This is a genomic window from Thalassospira sp. SM2505 (genome assembly GCF_054901115.1).
This window is the reverse complement of the sequence record NZ_CM142731.1, coordinates 3,927,931-3,945,400: the sequence shown is the minus strand read 5'-3', so window position 1 is coordinate 3,945,400 and position 17,470 is coordinate 3,927,931. Positions and strand designations below refer to the sequence as shown.

Here is a 17,470-nt window from a genome sequence, read left to right as displayed (position 1 = left end):
CCCGATGCGATGTCGCATCGGGGGTTTTGTCTTTCAGGCCTGTCAGGATGCCAGCAACAGCTATGGCTTGTTAAGTTGCTCGGATGCCTGTTGGGCCGCGGCGGCAACGGCTTCCTGTTTTTGTTCCGGTGTGGCGTCGGCAGGGACATCGACCTTGACGTTGCGCGATGCCATCTGGATACCGTTTTCCTTGAACATCGCCAGAACGCTTTGATAGACGGTTTTGCGAATGGTGAATTGTTCACCGGGTTTGGAGGTATATTTCAACCCGATCACCATGTTGAATTCCTCCATCCGGCGCACACCCTGGGATTTCAGCGGTTCGATGAAGCTGTCGCCGATCAGCGGATCATTAAGAAGATCGGCAGAAAGCTTTTTGACCAGCTTTTTGATCTTGTTGACGTCGGTTTCAAACGGCACACGGAATTCCAGTTTGACGATGACCCAGTCGCGGCTGTGGTTGACGATGGATTTGATTTCGCCAAACGGCACGGTCTGAAGCGGACCGCGATGGTGACGCAACTGCATCGACCGGATCGAGATGTTTTCAACCCGCCCCCTGAGGTTGTCGACCTCGATATATTCGCCAAGGCGGAATGCATCATCAAGCAGGAAGAACACACCCGCGACAACGTCACGCACAAGTGCCTGACTGCCAAAGCCAAGCGCCAGACCAACCACGCCTGCACCGGCAATCAGCGGCCCGATATCAACGCCAAGCGATGACAGCGTGACCATGGCCACCATGATCACGATTACCGTCAGGGCAAAGTTCTTGAGCAGCGGCAGCAGGGTTTCAATGCGTGACAGCCCGGCACCACCACCTTCGTCACCGCCATGACCACTGTTTGACGCGCTCATGCGTTCATCAAGGAATGTCTTGATCAGCGACCAGATCAGATCGGCAATCAGAAGGATCATGATGATTTCGGTTGATGCATCAATGATCCGGGCAAAGATCCCGGCATCCTCTGCCATCGCCAGACGATCCAGACCCCAGATGCGCCACATGCCAGCCAGCACAAAGACCAGAGCCAGCAGGCGCACGCCGCGTTTCAAAACGGTGGTGAAGACCGGAAGCATGGGTTTGACCGGCTGGTATTCTTCGTCATGTTCAAGGGCATTTGCCTGTGCCGCAGCATTTCGCTCGGTTGCTTCCTGTTCGGCGGCTTTGACCTTGATGCGATGCTGGCCTTCGATGATGTTGCGGAAGATCACATCAAACAGACAGGCCAGACCGATCACCAGCAAGGCCTTGAGTGCGCGCTCCGCCCCGACAATTGCCGCCCCGCCGACAAGGATCAGCCAGGCCGAAACAATCGCAGGCCATAGACGGGCAATCGAGGTTGGCAGGGCGATCTTTTCGACTTCATTGGTTGCTGTGTGGCTGGCAAAGAACCGGCCAAGCCACCATGTCGCGACACAGAATGAAATGACTGCGATCAATACGGCAAGGTCAAACAGGATCACATCGCCCAGGACCATGGTTGGTGCGGCGCTGAATACACCGGCCAGCCCGAATGCAAACAGGGAAATCCCCGCCGCCCAGGTCAGGCTTTTGGTCAGGGCAGTGGCTGCAAGCGGATCAACATTGATCATGCGAAGACCATCGGCCTTGGGCGCAAACAGGAACTGCAAAATGATCATCAGGATGCGCAGCAGGAAGAACGATGTCAGCAACGACATCACCGCTGCTTTCATGATTGGCGGCCAGTCAAAGATCAGGAATGTGCCCACCGACCCGATGGCAAATACACCAAGTGACAGCAGTGAAAGCACACAAAGGGCGATGATCTGTTTGAGGCGGTCGGAGAATTTTTCGGGTGTCTGGGCCTCAAGATAGGCACACATGGATGCAGAAAACCGGCGATAGATGATCTCGGCAATGATTCCGACACCAACAAAAACAGCCGTGAAAATGGCAACCCACATCAGACCGGTCTTGCCGAAATCCGAAGACATCAGGGCCAGGGTGGCGTCAACTTCGTCGGGGAAGGCGGCAAAACCGCGAAGGGTTTCGTCAATATGGGCCTTGGTGCGGTTGATGCCATCATCAAGGAACGCGTAATAGCTGAAGGCCTCGGCTGCAACATCATCGGGCGCGCTGGCCGGGTTGGATGTGGCAGGGGCAGCATCATTTGATCCGGCCATGGCGGCAACGGCAGCCATTTGTGCAGATGCAGGTGTGTGCTGGGCGACAAAGCATGCAGAAACCAGCCAGATTGCCAGCCATGCCATTGTTTTGATTGCTCGTTTCATCCCTGGTCTTTTCCCCTGTTACGCGATGTTTCGCATCTCACAAAGATGGGGAACTTGGTCCCAAGCATCAAGAAATAGTTTTGCGACGTAGGGGTAATAAACGCCAAGGATGTATTTTGAACAGTCAAAGGCACAAAAAAACGCGCCGGGCATGGCCACAGCGCGTTTTAGCGTCGGGTGTGTTGCGCGCCTTAGGCCGCGACAGCAACGCCCTTGTCTTTAAGATGCTGGGCCAGTTCGCCCGAAGCAAACATTTCGCGTACAATGTCGCAACCACCAAGGAACTCGCCCTTGACGTAAAGCTGCGGAATGGTCGGCCAGTTCGAGAAGTCCTTGATACCCTGACGGATTGCCGGGTCTACCAGAACGTTGATGTCCTTGAACTGAACGCCAAGCTCGGCCATGACCTGAACCACGGCAGCAGAGAAGCCGCACTGCGGGAACATTGCGGTGCCCTTCATGAACAGAACGATGTCGTTATCGTTGATGTCCTTCTGGATGCGATCGAAAACCGGATTGTCGGTCATAATGATTGTCCTTGGCTTGAGCGGCGATCTTGTGTCCGCGGAAACGAGTTAAACTTTTATGGCCGAAGATATGGCTGGAACCTGAGGTTCTGTCAACTGTTGCGGCGGTTTTTACGGGCTGTGCGAAAGTTATCCCATGTAAAAATACCAAGTCCGAACCACACAAGACCATAGGTGACCATATGCGCGCTGGTAAAGGTTTCTCCAAATACCAGAACCGCGACAAAGAACTGCAGGGTCGGATTGAGATATTGCATCAAGCCCAGAACCGAGAATTTCATGTTCCGCGCGGCATAGGCAAACAGGACAAGCGGGACTGTGGTGCAAACACCCAGTCCGACCAAAAGCAGATCATTGGTCGTGCCGGTATGGCCAAATGCCATGCCGCCCTGTCCGCTTAGCCAGATCATATAGCCAAGGGCAATTGGCGTGATCAGCGCACATTCCACAAACAGTCCGGCAATCGGATCGGCTGGTACAAATTTGCGGATCACCCCGTAAAAGCCAAAAAGGGATGACAGGCTAAGCGCAATCCAGGGCAATTGTCCGTAAAAGACCAGAAGGTTTATGACCCCGATGGCACAGATGCCAACCGACAGGATCTGAATCCGGTTAAGTTTTTCGGCAAAGAAAATCCGCGCAAGGATCAGCATGATCAGCGGCATGATGTAGTAGCCAAGGCTTGCTTCAAGCGCGTTGCCGCTATTGACCGCCCAGATATAGATCACCCAGTTTCCCGCCACCAGCAAACTGCTCAGGAACAAAAGCCCCAGCGTCTTGGCCGAGGAAATCAGAACCCAAAGCTGTTTGCGACGGCCAAGTGCAAAGATCATCGCGAATGTCAAAACCGCTGACCAGATGATCCGGTGTGACAGGATTTCAAGCGGCACCGCAAAGGATACCATTTTGAAATACAGGCCAAAAATGCCCCAGATGGTAAAGGCACCAAGTCCGGCAAGTGGTCCGGCACCGATCAGAGCAGGCTTTTCCTGTGATGACATTTGATGAGCCGTGGTCAGTTAATGGGGCTGGTCAAACCGGATCGTGGGTGTGGCGGCGGGCGGTTCCGGTTTTAACGAAATCGGGCGCCGATAGGTGGTCGGCGCCCGAAAAAAAATCTTGCCTTTTGCCAAAATACCGACTGGCGTATGGCGCATGCAACTGGCGGGTTATTCCGGTGCTGACGTCTGAAGGGCAAGGGCATGCAGATCGCCGCCCATTTTGCCCTTGAGCGCGGAATAAACCATCTGGTGCTGAACCACGCGGGTTTTGCCGCGGAAGGATTCAGACACAACAATTGCAGCATAATGATCGCCATCACCGCGCAGATCCTCGATCCGGACATCGGCGTCAGGAAGGGCTTCCTTGATCATGTTTTCGATTTCATAGGCTTCCATGGCCATGGCGTTTATTCCTTATAATTGATCGGCGGCATGTGGCGGGCCCCGATTAAACCTCTTTTATCTGGTATATGTTGTTGTCACGGGGGCTGTCAATTTCTGCGCGCGGGGCAGGAACAAACATTGGTGAAAGATGCTGTGAAGCTTGTCTTGGAAGCGATATTACGCTAATTACCCAGCCTTGGGTTGCGCACACCCGCCGTCCGCAAGGTTATCCTTTGGTAAAGTGGCGCTTATGAATTAAACGGACCCGTTTCCCGATCAGGGTACGGCCCGGCAATGCGGACCCCCGGCCTCCTGTGTGGAGACGAAAATGACTTCAAACAGTCTGAATATCAGCCGTGCCGATATCGACACGGATGCGACTGAACAATTCAAGGCACAGGCAAAACGCCTGCGCAAAGCCTTGGCCGCGCGCGATGTATCAATCTCGCATGCCGGATCGCTGGAACTTTTGGCGCAAAGCCACGGTTTCCGGGACTGGAATACCGCGGTCGCCATGGCGCGACGGAACATCCCGACCAATGTTTCCGATCTTGGCATCGGCAAACGCTTTGCCGGATCGTACCTTGGCCATGCGGTCACCGGATTGATCCGCAGTGTGACGGCCACCCCGACACCGGGCGTTTTCCGGGTTGAGGTGCATCTTGATGAACCGGTGGATGTAGTGGAATCAAAGCGCTTTAGCGGCTATCGCCAGCGCATAGCGTCACGGATCAACGAACATTGCGAACCGGTGCTGGTCAATGGCATGGCCGGGCCGGGGCTTTCGATTGATCTGCTGTTGCGCGATCAAGACGGCCAGTGACACAGTTTATTGAAACGATAAATGACCAAACGCTCCGGCAGCTTCCCAAAGTTGCCGGGGCCTATGTGCTGGTGATCGAACTGGCAAATGATCTTGTCCTTCAGAACAAACGCTTCGCCGGAACCATTTTGCCCAAAGGCACCTACCTTTATTGTGGCTCGGCCAACGGCCCCGGCGGCATTGCTGCGCGCGTCAAACGCCACTGCAAACAGGATAAGAAACCCCATTGGCATGTCGATGAACTGACCTCAAACGGGGCAGGGCGGATTGTGTCTGTGCTGGTGGTGCCGGGCGGGAATGAGTGCGAACTCAGGGCCCGCTTGCAACGATATGCGCCCGATGTCCCGGTAACCGGTTTTGGCAGCAGCGATTGCACAGACTGTTCAGCACACTTGATGTCCGTGCCGGTAAATCAATCACGAAAATTTGGGAAAATCATAGCGGGGGCTGCTTAGCCCCCGGTCATGCTCATATGACGACCGACAGCCGGTTTCTGGCCTTTGCGGTCAATCACGAAGTCATGGCCTTTGGGTTTGAGGTCCATGGCGGCATCAAGCATCTGATCAAGGGCGCGTGGGTCGCCAGTACGCAGGGCGGCGCGCAAATCAACGTGGTCTTCCTGACCAAGGCACATGTAAAGCGTACCGGTGCAGGTCACACGCACGCGGTTGCAACCTTCGCAGAAATTATGGGTCAACGGGGTGATGAAGCCCAGACGCCCACCGGTTTCGGCCACGGTGGTATAGCGGGCCGGGCCGGGGGTGACGTGATCGGACGGGATCAGGGTGAATTCCTGTTCCAGACGTTCGCGGACCACCGTCAGTGGCAAGTACTGATCGGTGCGATCACCATCGATATCGCCAAGCGGCATGGTTTCGATTAGGCAAAGATCGAAACCTTCTTTCCCGCACCATGACACCAGACGCGACATTTCATCTTCGTTGAAGTTCCGAAGGGCAACCGTATTGATCTTGATGCTGATCCCGGCAGCCTTGGCGGCTTCAAGCCCTGCGAGAACCTGTTCAAGGCGGCCACGGCGGGTGATTTCGGTGAATTTCTGGGAATCAAGGCTATCAAGCGAGATGTTCAGGCGCTTGACGCCAAGGCGGGCCAGATCATCGGCATAGGTGGCAAGCTGGCTGCCATTGGTGGTCATGGTCAGTTCATCAAGCGCACCGGTTTTGAGATGACGCGACAGATCGGAAATCAGATCCATGATGCCACGGCGCACCAGCGGTTCGCCACCGGTCAGGCGCAATTTGCGCACACCGCGATTGATAAAGGCAGAGCAAAGCTGATCGAGTTCCTCGAGCGTCAGGACTTCGGATTTTGGCAGGAAGGTCATGTTTTCCGCCATGCAATAGGTGCAGCGGAAATCGCAGCGATCCGTTACAGAAACGCGCAGGTAGGAGACATGCCGGCCGTATTTGTCGATCAGTGGTTTGGTCATGGCGTTGGTTTGCAACATTAGCTCTGGTTTCGCGGGGCCTTGATATCAGACTGTGGCACAGCAGCCCCGGTGTTGACCAGCCCGTTTAGAATGTCTGTGATCACCTTTCCGTCAGGTGCAAACGAAAAAAGCCGCACAGGGTGCAGAATGATATCACCTGTGCGGCCTCTGTTATAGGTCACCGGCGGGTAACCGACGGGTAACTGTGCGTCGCTTTGGACGCGTCTGGCTTACGATGCCGAATGGCGGGCAATGTCGGCGTCAATCGACTTCATGACTTCGCGCAGGGTTGCGACATCTTCGCTGCCCATTTTGGCAACCAGTTCTGCGGAATGTTCGGGGACCCGAAGGATTTCACGAACATCGCCAAACAGGGCATCAAGCAGGCGAACGCAATGGGCCTCGGTGAAGTGCCAGTGGACTTCGCCAGACGGCAGGTTGTCATTGACCAGTTGCAGCAGCCATTTTTTGCGATGATCGTAATCGCGGAAATGAAGCGCCATGCGGGCAAAGACCAGATTGATGCGCAGCTTGACCGCCGGTTCCTTGGCCAGATGGTCCCAATATTCCGACGGATTGCGCAATTCGTCTTCGTCTTCGGCGTGGGCTTCGATGATTTCGTGAATTTCGCGGTCGATTTCCTGAAGCATGTCCATGCCGACCATCATGCGGATGACCTTGAAGAACGGCTGCAGGATGTCGCGTGACAATGCGCCTTCTTCAAGCGTGCCCGCAGCATCGCCTTCAAGCAGATGTTCAAAGCGTGACACCAGCAACCGCCCGAACGGGTCGTGCCGGACAGCAGCATGTTCACGGGCCTTGATCGATTCAAGGTCGCTTTCAAGAACCGCCCATGCCCCGTCAAACAGGTCTTCCTTTTCGCGAAGACCGTCAATTGCCTTGATGATTTGTTCTTCGGTAATCGCGCCGCCATGGTTGCGCGCGTGATGGATCAGCCCCTGGGCGAATTGTTCCAGTACCGTAAAGGCGGCAACATGGTGGCGCTGCTTAAAACTGTCGCGTGGTGGTTTATTGGCTGCAATCATGAAGTGTCCAGACCTTGATTATCACGGTGATACATGATCAGGCAGATCTATCTGTAAGGATAGAATCCAAGAGGCCCTGATCCTGCATACGCCGAATTTATTAATAAATTGGTGTCAGCAATTCGTGTGCCAAGGACAGCGCTTCGGGCCTTTGATCACGGGCCCGTAATTCGAAACCGGCGCGATCGCGCATGAAGGGCACTTTATTCGTAGCCGACAGCGGCCTCGACAATTTCGAGCACGACATGGCGGGGCCGGATGATCTGGCGGCCGGCCTCTTCGAAATTGACGGCGATTCTGTCGCCATCAACGGCCTGAATACGGCCGAGCCCCCAATCGGGCTGGTTCGGGTGGCGAACGATGGTGCCAGGAGTCAGCAAGAAATCCATTGGGTTCCCAGTCTGCAATGTGTCTGGGTTATATATAGTTGGGCCTTTGACATCCCGCAATTATTCAGTGCGGCGGGGACGTCGCGCTGTCATCCTGGCAACAGGCAGGCGGCAATATTTGCCGGGTTGGGCGGCTTAAATTTCGCCTCCGCTAAATAAGCTCTTAACATATCAGGGGGCAATCTGTGCCACCAGAGAGACCGGGCGTCATGTTTGGGGACGTGATGCTTTGAAGAACAAATAGAAATACCTTGGAGAACCCGAAAAATGGTTCAGGACCTCGCCCTTGAAATGACGCTGATCGAACTGATCAGTTCGCGCATTTGCCACGACCTTGTCGGCCCGGTTGGTGCTGTCAATGCCGGGGCGGAACTGATGGGCGAAGATGGCGTTGCCGATGACGAGGCACTTGCCCTGATGCGCAAAAGCGGCCTTGAAGCTGCACGGCGTCTGCAATTGTTCCGGCTGGCCTTTGGTCGGGCGGGCAACAGTGTCGATACCAAATCCATGCGCGATGCGGTGCGTCAGACCTATGATGCCGAGGGCAAGGTCAATCTTGATTGGCCTGATTTGCCGATTGATCCAGCTCATGGACGAGTCGTTCTCAATATGGTGATGCTCGCCCGTGAAGCTCTGCCTTTTGGCGGAAAGATTGCGGTTTCACACGAATCCGGTCGCACAACCGTCCTTGCAGAAGGCAAACGTGCGGCATTTCGTCCGGAAGTCATGGCAGTATTGGAGAAAGACGTCGCCGCAGACGGGCTTGATCCACGTACTGTACATGGATTTTTTGTGTTAAATCTGGCCAATCGGACGGGTGGGGAGCTTTCAGTCTTGCAACAGGAAGCAAATATTGCATTGATCTATGGATAAAAAATTGATCTGCGGGTCTGGTAATAACGTGTGGTAGCTTCTACGTAAGTAACCGATGTAACATACGTTTCTCGCCATGCGCGTTTAGAATGGGAGTTCCGGTTCCGGCAAACGTCCCTTTGCCGGAGATTTGGAGGGGGTATATGGACGATCTATTAAGTGAATTTCTGACCGAGACTTCGGAAAGTCTCTCGACGCTTGACGTTGAGTTGGTGAAGCTTGAGCAGAACCCGAATGATCCGGACATTTTGTCGAACATCTTCCGTTTGGTGCATACCATCAAGGGGACCTGTGGTTTCCTTGGTCTGCCGCGACTTGAAGCCGTCGCACATGCAGGCGAGAACGTTCTGGGCAAGATCCGCGACGGCGAGCTGGTTGTAACCGCCGAAGCCGTAACGCTGGTTCTTGAGTCCATCGATACAATTAAATACCTGCTTGGCGAGCTTGAGCAGAATGAAGCCGAACCGGATGGCGATGATGCCGATCTGATTGCCCGCCTGAACCATTTTGCCGACACCGGAACGATCCTGGGTGGTGCTGCACCGGCAGCCGCACCTGAGCCCGAACCGGTTGAGGACGAACCTCTGATCGTTGGCGAAAGTGCTGTCGCGGTTGATAGTGATGCGCTTCAGGCTGCTTTTGATGCCACCGAAGTTGATCCGGAATTCGCAACCTCGTCGGAACCGGAGGAACAGCCGGCTGCTCCTGCGGCACCGCCTGCGGCAGCGAAGTCACAGCAAGTTGCCCCGGCCAAGAAACCGGCCGCCGAGCAAAAAGCCGAACCGCCGCGCGGCGAGGCCAAGGAAAGCTCGGTCGCGGCTCAGACCATTCGTGTGAATGTCGAGCTGCTTGAAAACCTGATGACGCTGGTTTCCGAGCTTGTCCTGACCCGTAACCAGCTGTTGCAGATGGTTCGCGGCAAGGATGACAGTGAATTTACCGTTCCGTTGCAGCGCCTGTCACATATCACGACCGACCTTCAGGAAGGCGTGATGAAGACCCGTATGCAGCCGATTGGCAACGCTTGGGCAAAACTGCCGCGTATTGTTCGCGACCTTGCCCTTGAGATGAACAAGAAGATCGATCTGCAGATGATCGGTGCCGATACCGAGCTGGATCGTCAGGTTCTTGAACTGATCAAGGACCCGCTGACCCACATGGTGCGTAACTCTGCCGACCATGGTCTGGAAGATATTCCGGGACGTCGTGAAGCAGGCAAGCCTGAAACCGGCACCGTGACGCTGAATGCGTATCACGAAGGTGGACACATCATCATCGAGATTTCCGATGATGGTCGTGGTCTTAACCTTGATCGGATCAAGGCCAAAGCCATTGCCAACGGTCTGGCCACCGAAGGTGAACTTGAAGGCATGGGTGAACAGCAGATTCAGCAGTTCATCTTCAAGCCGGGCTTCTCGACTGCGGAAAAGGTTACTTCGGTTTCCGGTCGTGGTGTGGGTATGGACGTTGTGCGTACCAACATCGAAAAGATCGGTGGTACGGTTGAACTGAAATCGGTTGAAGGCCGTGGTTCGACCTTCATCATCAAAATCCCGCTGACTCTTGCGATTGTTTCGGCACTGATCGTCGAAAGTGGCGGCGAACGCTTTGCCATTCCGCAGATCAGCGTTCTGGAACTTGTTCGTGCATCGAACAATTCCGAACATTCGATCGAGCGTATTCACGACACCCCGGTCCTGCGGTTGCGTAACCGCCTGTTGCCGCTGGTGACGCTGAAGAAAATTCTGGGTCTCGATACCCAGGACCAGACCGACGAAAGTGTTGATGAAGAAGCATTCATCGTTGTCGCACAGGTCGGGACCTATTCGTTCGGTATCATCGTTGACCGCGTGTTTGACACCGAGGAAATCGTGGTCAAACCGGTTGCACCGATCCTGCGCGATCTGTCGCTGTTCTCGGGGAATACGATCCTTGGTGATGGCAGCGTGATCATGATCCTTGACCCGAACGGTATTGCGACCCGTACCGGCGAAATCACCGTTGGTGGTTCGCAAGGTGTTGAAGGCAAAGCCAAAACCGATTCGTCGGATCGCGAAACAACCTCGATGCTGGTCTTCCGGGCTGGTGGTAGCGAAGTGCGTGCGGTTCCGCTGGCACTTGTTGCCCGCCTTGAGGAAATCGATGTCGAGAATATCGAACATTCCAACGGACGTCCGCTGGTTCAGTATCGTGGCAAGCTGATGCCGCTGGTCTTTATTGACGGCAGCTATCAGATGAAGGCCGAAGGTCGCCAGCCGACCCTTGTCTTCCAGGATCGCGAACGGACCATGGGTCTTGTCGTCGACGAGATCGTCGATATCGTTGACGATGTTCTCAATGTTGAACTGACCGCAGATCAGGACGGACTTGTCGGTTCGGCTGTGATCGATGGCAAGGCAACCGATCTGATCGATGCCGGTTACTATCTTGAACTGGCCTTCAGCGACTGGTTCGGGACCGAGGACAATGGCGGCGAGAAGAAGCGTGTTCTTCTGATCGATGACAGCCCGTTCTTCCGGAACCTGTTGACGCCGATGCTGTCGGTTGCCGGTTTCCGGGTTACAGCGGTTGAAACTGCTGAGCAGGCCATGGAACTCAAGAACCGTGGTATCCTGTTTGATGCGATTATCAGCGATATCGAAATGCCGGGCATGAACGGCTTTGAATTCGCCGAAGCGCTTCAGGATGACGAGCTGTGGGGTGAAGTTCCGATCATTGCCCTGTCCTCGCATACCAGCGAAGAAGATTTCGAACGCGGTCGTCAGGTCGGTTTCAGCGACTATGTCGCGAAGTTTGATCGTGATGCCCTTGTCTCGACCCTGGTCCAGACATTGAGCAACGTGTAATCGGGAGAAAGTACAATGAGCGATAGCAACGCACTCGTCCCGAGCCATGAAAGAGGCGGCGCACTTGATCTTGGTGGTGACAGTCAGGATTTCGTCACGGCTTATATCGGCAAGCAGCTTTTTGGCATTCCGGTTCTGACGGTTCAGGATGTTCTTGGACCGCAGCGCATCACCCGCATTCCGCTGGCACCGCCAGAAGTCGCAGGGTCATTGAACCTGCGTGGTCGTATCGTTACGGCCATCGATGTTCGCAAGCGTCTTGGCTTGCGTGACAAGGACGATGATGATCCGGGCATGAGCATCGTTGTCGATCAGGGCGGCGAGCTTTACAGCCTGATGGTTGATCAGGTCGGAGAAGTTCTGAGCGTTCCCAAAAAGGCGTTTGAACAGAATCCGGCGACCCTTGATCCGCGCTGGCGGGAGTTTTCCGACGGTATTTTCCGTCTGGATAAAAAGCTTCTGGTTATTCTTGATGTTACGCGTCTGCTTGATTTTACCTCATCGATCAAGCAGGCTGGGTAACCTATTTTGATGTGTCGGACGCGCAATGCGTCCGATATTTTGCCGTTAGTGGCTTAACGACCTAAATAAACGAGAAGGAAGTCGATGAAGAGTTGTCTCGTCGTCGATGATTCGAAAGTCATCCGAATGGTGGCGCGCCGCATCCTCGAAGAATTGGGCTTTGCGGTCGTAGAGGCAGTGGACGGACAGGAGGCATTGGAAAAATGCCTCGAATCCATGCCTGAAGCAGTTCTGCTTGATTGGAACATGCCGGTCAAAAGCGGGATTGATTTCCTGCGTGACTTGCGCGCAACTCCGGGCGGGGATGAGCCAGTCGTCGTATTCTGCACCACGGAAAACGATCTGGAACATATCCAGGAAGCAATTACAGCCGGTGCGAACGAATACATCATGAAACCGTTCGACAGTGAGATCATTCAGGCGAAGTTTGAGCAGGTCGGCCTGATCTAGTCCGGTCGCCCCTGTTTCTGTCCTTTCCGGACTTCCGAGATTGATCTCCTGACTCACGCGGGGACGCTGCTACGTGGAAGACACGCCTATCCATTCGCCATACAAAGTTCTGATTGTGGACGATTCCGCCATTGTGCGCGGACTTGTGACACGCATGATGACCGAGGACGCCGAGATTGAAGTCGTCGGATCGGTCAATAATGGCGAAGAAGCATTGTCGGTAATGGAACAGGGTGGCGTCGAAGTCATTGTTCTTGATATCGAAATGCCGGTTATGGATGGGCTGACGGCCTTGCCCAAACTGTTGGAAATCGATCCGACAGTCCGGGTGATCATGGCATCGACCCTGACCAAGCGGAATGCCGATATCAGTTTCCAGGCGATGACCCTTGGTGCGGTGGATTATATCCCCAAACCAAGTTCATCAAAGGATCTGAATGTCGGGGCAGGTTTCCGGGCCGAGCTTCTGGACAAGGTAAAGGCATGGGCCGAACAGCGTCGCAAGATGCTCGAGGTCGAACATGCCCATATCGAACAGCAGGCCGAAGTTCGGCAGGAATTAGCCGATACTCCAGCACCCGAGGCAGGTCAGGCGTCCGAGCCGCTGGCGGCGCATCCGCCCGAACAAGATCATGAACATGATGACACAACAGGCCATCAGGACGGAAAGGCGACAGCCTTCCGGGCTGAAATGTCGGTTGAGTATCAGCAGCTTCATAAACAGGGCCGCATTCAGCGCAAAAGATTTACCGCCGAACTGCGCCCGCGCCCGATGCAACAGCATCCGCGTCCGCAAGCCATGCAAACGCGTCCGGCACCGGTACAGCCAAACCCGGCATCGCAGACCCCGACATCGGCACAACCGTTGTCCGGGGCCGACAAGGCTGCTTCTTCTGACGGTGTTTCAGCGACCCGCAGCGCTGCAGTTTCAAATGCGATCCCAACCCGTCCCCAGACACCTTCGCGGGATCCGGGGCGTCTGATCCGGGATGCCGCCGTCGCGGCTGGCGGAAGCGGACACAAGTCCGCGTCCACGCCGTCACGAACATCACCCACGGCATCAGCAGCGCGCACTGTCGCGGCACCCAAGCGCGCATCTGCGAATGTTGCTGATGGCGCAAAGGTCAGTCGTGCTGCGCGCGGTGGTGTTGCACCGGCACCTGTCCGTCGTCCGGCATCGCGTGGCGAAGTGAGGCTGTTGCCAGAAAAGCGCCTGACTGTCGAAGCGATTGCAATTGGCAGCTCAACCGGTGGTCCGCAGGCGCTGTTTGAAGTTTTGCGGGGGCTGAACGGTGTGCGTCAGCCGATTTTCATTACCCAGCACATGCCGGCAACCTTTACCACCATTCTGGCCGAACATATCACCCGTCTGACCGGTTTGAAGTGTCAGGAAGGCAAGAACAATATGCCGATTGCCGGTGGACAGGTTTACCTTGCGCCCGGCGATTACCACATGACAGTAGAGGGGCGCGGTGGTTCGCGCCATCTGATGTTGAACCAGAACCCGCCAGAAAACTTCTGCCGCCCGTCGGTGGATCCGATGTTGCGCAGTCTGGTCGCGAGTTATGGTGGAAATATTCTAACCGCGATACTGACCGGCATGGGGCAGGATGGTATGTTGGGGGGGCGCGACGTCGTCAACGCAGGGGGCATGGTTGTTGCGCAGGACGAACAAAGCAGTGTTGTATGGGGAATGCCAGGGGCAGCAGCACATGCGGGTATCTGTTCTGCTATCCTGCCGGTTGGCGGAATTGCGGCCTATATCAAAAAATTTGCGGGGGGGCGTTAACCCATAATGATGAAGCCGGAAGACTTCGATTTCGTAAGCAGACTGATAAAGTCCAAGTCCGGGCTCGTTCTGAGCGAGGACAAGACTTATCTGCTCGAAAGCCGGCTGATGCCTATTGCGCGCAAGCGCGGTCTTAAGGATCTGGGTGAACTGATCGGTACGCTGCGTGGCGGCGACCGCAATCTGGTTGAAGAAGTCGTCGATGCGATGACGACCAATGAAAGCTTCTTCTTCCGCGATACAAAACCCTTTGATCAGTTCCGCCACGTTGTCTTGCCGCACATGATCAAGGAACGTGCCGCCAAACGGCATTTGCGTATCTGGTGTGCGGCGGCGTCTTCGGGGCAGGAGCCTTATTCACTGGCGATGATCCTTGATGACTTCAAAGCCCAGCTTGCTGGTTGGCGGGTTGAGATCATCGGAACCGATATTTCGCGCGAAATTCTGGCCAAGGCCCGCGCCGGTCTGTATTCCCAGTTCGAGGTCCAAAGGGGCCTTCCGATTACGCTTCTGGTCAAGTATTTCCAAAAGAAGGAAGATCAGTGGCAGATTTCCGCCGATATCCGCTCGAAGGTGCAATACAAGGAATTCAACCTGCTTGAGGATTTCCGTCCGCTGGGGCAGTTTGACGTCGTTTATTGCCGTAACGTCCTGATCTATTTCGATCAACCGACCAAAAGTGATGTCCTTGCCCGTGTTTCGGCCCTGATGCCTGATGACGGTTTCCTGTTCCTTGGCGGTGCGGAGACGGTTCTGGGGATTTCCGACAAATTCAAACCGCTGGCCCGCCAGCGCGGGATTTATCAGTTGAACCGTCCGGGGGCACCAGAAGTCGATTTGACAGCCCTTGAAAAGGTGCAGGCGAGCGGTGCTGCGGCTGCCGCAGGCGGTGCTGCTGCGGGGGGCTTTGCATTCCCCAAACCCAAGCATATGCAAACCGGTGCCGGGACTGCAGGTACCGCGGGCAGTGCAACTGCGCCACGTCCTGCGAGCACCAGTACGACCGGTACAGCCGGTATTCGTCCTTCAACGACGGGCACAACCGGAACAACCGGCACCGCAACCCAGCGTCCGCTCGGTACGACGGGATCCACGATCCGTCCGGCTGGAACAACGGGAAGCACGTTCAGCAAACCGTCAGGTTCGACTGGTACTGGTTCAACGACCCGTCCGGGAACCACAGGAACGACCGGGACAACCGGTTCGACCTATCGCCGCCCGCTTGGTACTGGCACAAGTACCAGTGGAACGACGCCAAGGCCGACGACAGGCACAGGAAGCACAGGGAGTTCTTCGGGAACGACCCGCCCGTCAACGACTTTTGACCGATCACGTTTCGGCAAACCGGACGACAAGAAGTAGTCGGCAGGCGGTGTGTCCCGACTGTTTCCGTTAAACTGAAACGTCGGGATTTGATATGCTCCACCACTCAACCGGGACTGTATCGGCGCCGCGTCAGGCACTTTCACTATTGCAGCGACGTCGCAAGCTGGTGATTGCCGGACTTGCCATTCTTTTGCTTGGCACCCTGCCACTGGTCCAGTCGCTTGCCAAAGTTCAGATGTCGACCCATGAGCTGGTCGAAGTGATCGGGATTTGCCTGATTGTCCTTGCCATTTTGGGACGTGGCTGGTGCACGCTTTATATCGGTGGCCGAAAAGCCCGGCAACTGACCGACACCGGCCCATATTCCATCAGTCGTAACCCGCTCTATATTTTCAGCTTTATCGGTGCTGCCGGTATCGGCGCGCAGACAGGCAGCCTTGTGATTTCACTCGTTTTTGTTCTTGGTGCGATTGCCGTGTTTCTGCCGGTGATCTTGCGGGAAGAGCGCGCGCTTGCGCAATTGTTTGGCCCGAAGAAATTCGATGCCTACCGGGCGCGTGTTCCCCGGTTTGGCCCGCGCTTTTCCACTTGGAAAGATATGGACGCGCTTGAAGTTCGGCCCAAATTACTGTGGCGAACATTGCGTGACGGATTGGTGTTCTTTCTGGCTGTGCCGCTATTCGAGCTGTTTGACTGGCTACAGGTCAATGGCATCATTCACCCGTTTATTCATCTGCCTTAGGCATTCTGAATGCAAAAACGCCCCGGTGCAGACCGGGGCGTTTTTTGTAACGAGCACTGCTGTGACGTTTCCGGACTCTTTGGACAGGAACAGTCAGATGTCAGGCGGCAGCACTGTTGGTATCGGGATCGCGCAGCACATAGCCCCGGCCCCAAACCGTATGGATGTAATTGTCGCCTTTGGTTGCAGACTGGATTTTCTTGCGCAGTTTGCAGACAAAAACGTCAATGATCTTGAGTTCCGGCTCGTCCATACCGCCATAAAGGTGGTTCAGGAACATTTCCTTGGTCAATGTCGTGCCTTTGCGCAGCGACAACAATTCAAGGATACCATATTCCTTGCCGGTCAGATGCAGCGGTGATCCATCGACATCGACAGTCCGGGCATCAAGGTTCACATTCAGTTTTCCGGTCGAGATCATCGACTGGGCATGGCCACGCGAACGACGAACGATCGCCTGGATACGTGCCAGCAGCTCGACCTTGTCAAAAGGCTTGGTAAGATAGTCATCTGCGCCAAAGCCAAGGCCTTTGACCTTGTCTTCGGTTTCAGTCAGACCCGACAGGATCAGGACCGGCGTATCGACGCGTGCGTCGCGCAAACGTCTGAGAACCTCATAGCCGTCAATATCTGGCAGCATCAGGTCCAGAAGAATAATGTCATAATCGTAAAGCTTGCCGATCTCGAGACCATCTTCCCCAAGGTCGGTTGTGTCAATCACCATGCCTTCCGACTTCAGCATCAATTCGATGCTGTCAGCATAGGTGTTGTCATCCTCTACAAGCAGCACCCGCATGTCTCTGCTCCGTTACCGTGTTCCGCAATAAGTCCGTGTTGATCCGGTTATTTGACAAGCGCCCCAACGTTTGTCGGTGGGAAATTTTTTCCCATTCCGTTAACGATACGTTGCTTTGCGACTCGTGGCAAGCAGGCGAGTCGCATCTTGTTAACTTTTTTTGATCTCAAGAAGCGACTCGGGGGCGGAATACGAGATTTCCCAACGGTTTGCGGCGTTAACCTCGAAGGGGTGTGTAAACAAAAAA

General features: G+C 55.0%; 17 protein-coding genes. 9 read left to right on the top strand and 8 right to left on the bottom strand.

Annotated elements, in window-relative coordinates:
* Positions 1–60: 60 nt before the first annotated feature.
* The 4 genes from ACTU44_RS18535 to ACTU44_RS18520 all read right to left on the bottom strand — a co-directional run bounded on the left by ACTU44_RS18535 (position 61) and on the right by ACTU44_RS18520 (position 4,189).
* Positions 61–2,259, bottom strand: coding sequence for a mechanosensitive ion channel family protein (locus ACTU44_RS18535; protein WP_114098999.1), 2,199 nt, complete (start codon positions 2,257–2,259; stop codon positions 61–63).
* Between the two features lie 191 nt (positions 2,260–2,450).
* Positions 2,451–2,786 (bottom strand): Grx4 family monothiol glutaredoxin, encoded by a 336-nt coding sequence (gene grxD, locus ACTU44_RS18530; protein ID WP_114099000.1) that lies wholly within the window; start codon positions 2,784–2,786, stop codon positions 2,451–2,453.
* A gap of 92 nt (positions 2,787–2,878) precedes the next feature.
* Positions 2,879–3,787, bottom strand: a complete 909-nt coding sequence (gene rarD / locus ACTU44_RS18525) for an EamA family transporter RarD (protein ID WP_114099001.1) — start codon at positions 3,785–3,787, stop codon at positions 2,879–2,881.
* A 168-nt stretch (positions 3,788–3,955) separates the two neighbouring features.
* On the bottom strand, positions 3,956–4,189 hold the full coding sequence (locus tag ACTU44_RS18520; RefSeq protein WP_114099002.1) for a BolA family protein: 234 nt from the start codon (positions 4,187–4,189) through the stop codon (positions 3,956–3,958).
* Positions 4,190–4,499: 310 nt separating this feature from the next.
* On the opposite strand from ACTU44_RS18520, the gene ACTU44_RS18515 reads away from it, so the two are divergent.
* Both ACTU44_RS18515 and ACTU44_RS18510 read left to right on the top strand, forming a co-directional pair.
* A complete protein-coding gene (locus tag ACTU44_RS18515) occupies positions 4,500–4,994 on the top strand; it encodes a glyoxalase superfamily protein (protein WP_114099003.1) in 495 nt (164 codons plus the stop codon).
* On the top strand, positions 4,991–5,449 hold the full coding sequence (locus ACTU44_RS18510; protein ID WP_258548748.1) for a GIY-YIG nuclease family protein: 459 nt from the start codon (positions 4,991–4,993) through the stop codon (positions 5,447–5,449). Before ACTU44_RS18515 ends, ACTU44_RS18510 begins: the two co-directional genes overlap by 4 nt.
* On the opposite strand, the gene moaA is transcribed toward ACTU44_RS18510, so the two are convergent.
* The 3 genes from moaA to ACTU44_RS18495 form a co-directional block, all read right to left on the bottom strand.
* The gene (gene moaA, locus ACTU44_RS18505) at positions 5,446–6,444 is read right to left on the bottom strand and encodes a GTP 3',8-cyclase MoaA (protein WP_114099058.1); all 999 of its coding nucleotides are present in this window, start codon (positions 6,442–6,444) and stop codon (positions 5,446–5,448) included. The genes ACTU44_RS18510 and moaA overlap by 4 nt on opposite strands.
* Before the next feature lie 230 nt (positions 6,445–6,674).
* Positions 6,675–7,490: a hypothetical protein gene (locus tag ACTU44_RS18500; protein WP_114099004.1), complete on the bottom strand. Its 816-nt coding sequence runs from the start codon at positions 7,488–7,490 to the stop codon at positions 6,675–6,677.
* A gap of 203 nt (positions 7,491–7,693) precedes the next feature.
* Positions 7,694–7,879, bottom strand: a complete 186-nt coding sequence (locus ACTU44_RS18495) for a DUF3553 domain-containing protein (RefSeq protein ID WP_068517193.1) — start codon at positions 7,877–7,879, stop codon at positions 7,694–7,696.
* A gap of 267 nt (positions 7,880–8,146) precedes the next feature.
* On the opposite strand from ACTU44_RS18495, the gene ACTU44_RS18490 reads away from it, so the two are divergent.
* The 7 genes from ACTU44_RS18490 to ACTU44_RS18460 all read left to right on the top strand — a co-directional run bounded on the left by ACTU44_RS18490 (position 8,147) and on the right by ACTU44_RS18460 (position 16,427).
* Entirely contained in the window at positions 8,147–8,752 is a 606-nt protein-coding gene (locus tag ACTU44_RS18490) for a histidine phosphotransferase family protein (protein WP_114099005.1), read from the top strand.
* 143 nt (positions 8,753–8,895) lie between these two features.
* Positions 8,896–11,598, top strand: a complete 2,703-nt coding sequence (locus tag ACTU44_RS18485) for a hybrid sensor histidine kinase/response regulator (protein ID WP_114099006.1) — start codon at positions 8,896–8,898, stop codon at positions 11,596–11,598.
* Between the two features lie 15 nt (positions 11,599–11,613).
* On the top strand, positions 11,614–12,120 hold the full coding sequence (locus ACTU44_RS18480) for a chemotaxis protein CheW (RefSeq protein ID WP_114099007.1): 507 nt from the start codon (positions 11,614–11,616) through the stop codon (positions 12,118–12,120).
* Positions 12,121–12,204: 84 nt separating this feature from the next.
* Complete coding sequence (locus tag ACTU44_RS18475; protein WP_114099008.1) at positions 12,205–12,570, top strand: response regulator; 366 nt, start codon at positions 12,205–12,207, stop codon at positions 12,568–12,570.
* A gap of 73 nt (positions 12,571–12,643) precedes the next feature.
* Complete coding sequence (locus ACTU44_RS18470; RefSeq protein WP_114099009.1) at positions 12,644–14,359, top strand: chemotaxis protein CheB; 1,716 nt, start codon at positions 12,644–12,646, stop codon at positions 14,357–14,359.
* 6 nt (positions 14,360–14,365) lie between these two features.
* Complete coding sequence (locus ACTU44_RS18465; protein ID WP_114099010.1) at positions 14,366–15,721, top strand: CheR family methyltransferase; 1,356 nt, start codon at positions 14,366–14,368, stop codon at positions 15,719–15,721.
* A 55-nt stretch (positions 15,722–15,776) separates the two neighbouring features.
* Positions 15,777–16,427 (top strand): methyltransferase family protein, encoded by a 651-nt coding sequence (locus tag ACTU44_RS18460; protein ID WP_114099011.1) that lies wholly within the window; start codon positions 15,777–15,779, stop codon positions 16,425–16,427.
* A 100-nt stretch (positions 16,428–16,527) separates the two neighbouring features.
* On the opposite strand, the gene ctrA is transcribed toward ACTU44_RS18460, so the two are convergent.
* Entirely contained in the window at positions 16,528–17,223 is a 696-nt protein-coding gene (gene ctrA / locus ACTU44_RS18455) for a response regulator transcription factor CtrA (RefSeq protein ID WP_068518026.1), read from the bottom strand.
* Positions 17,224–17,470: the final 247 nt, after the last annotated feature.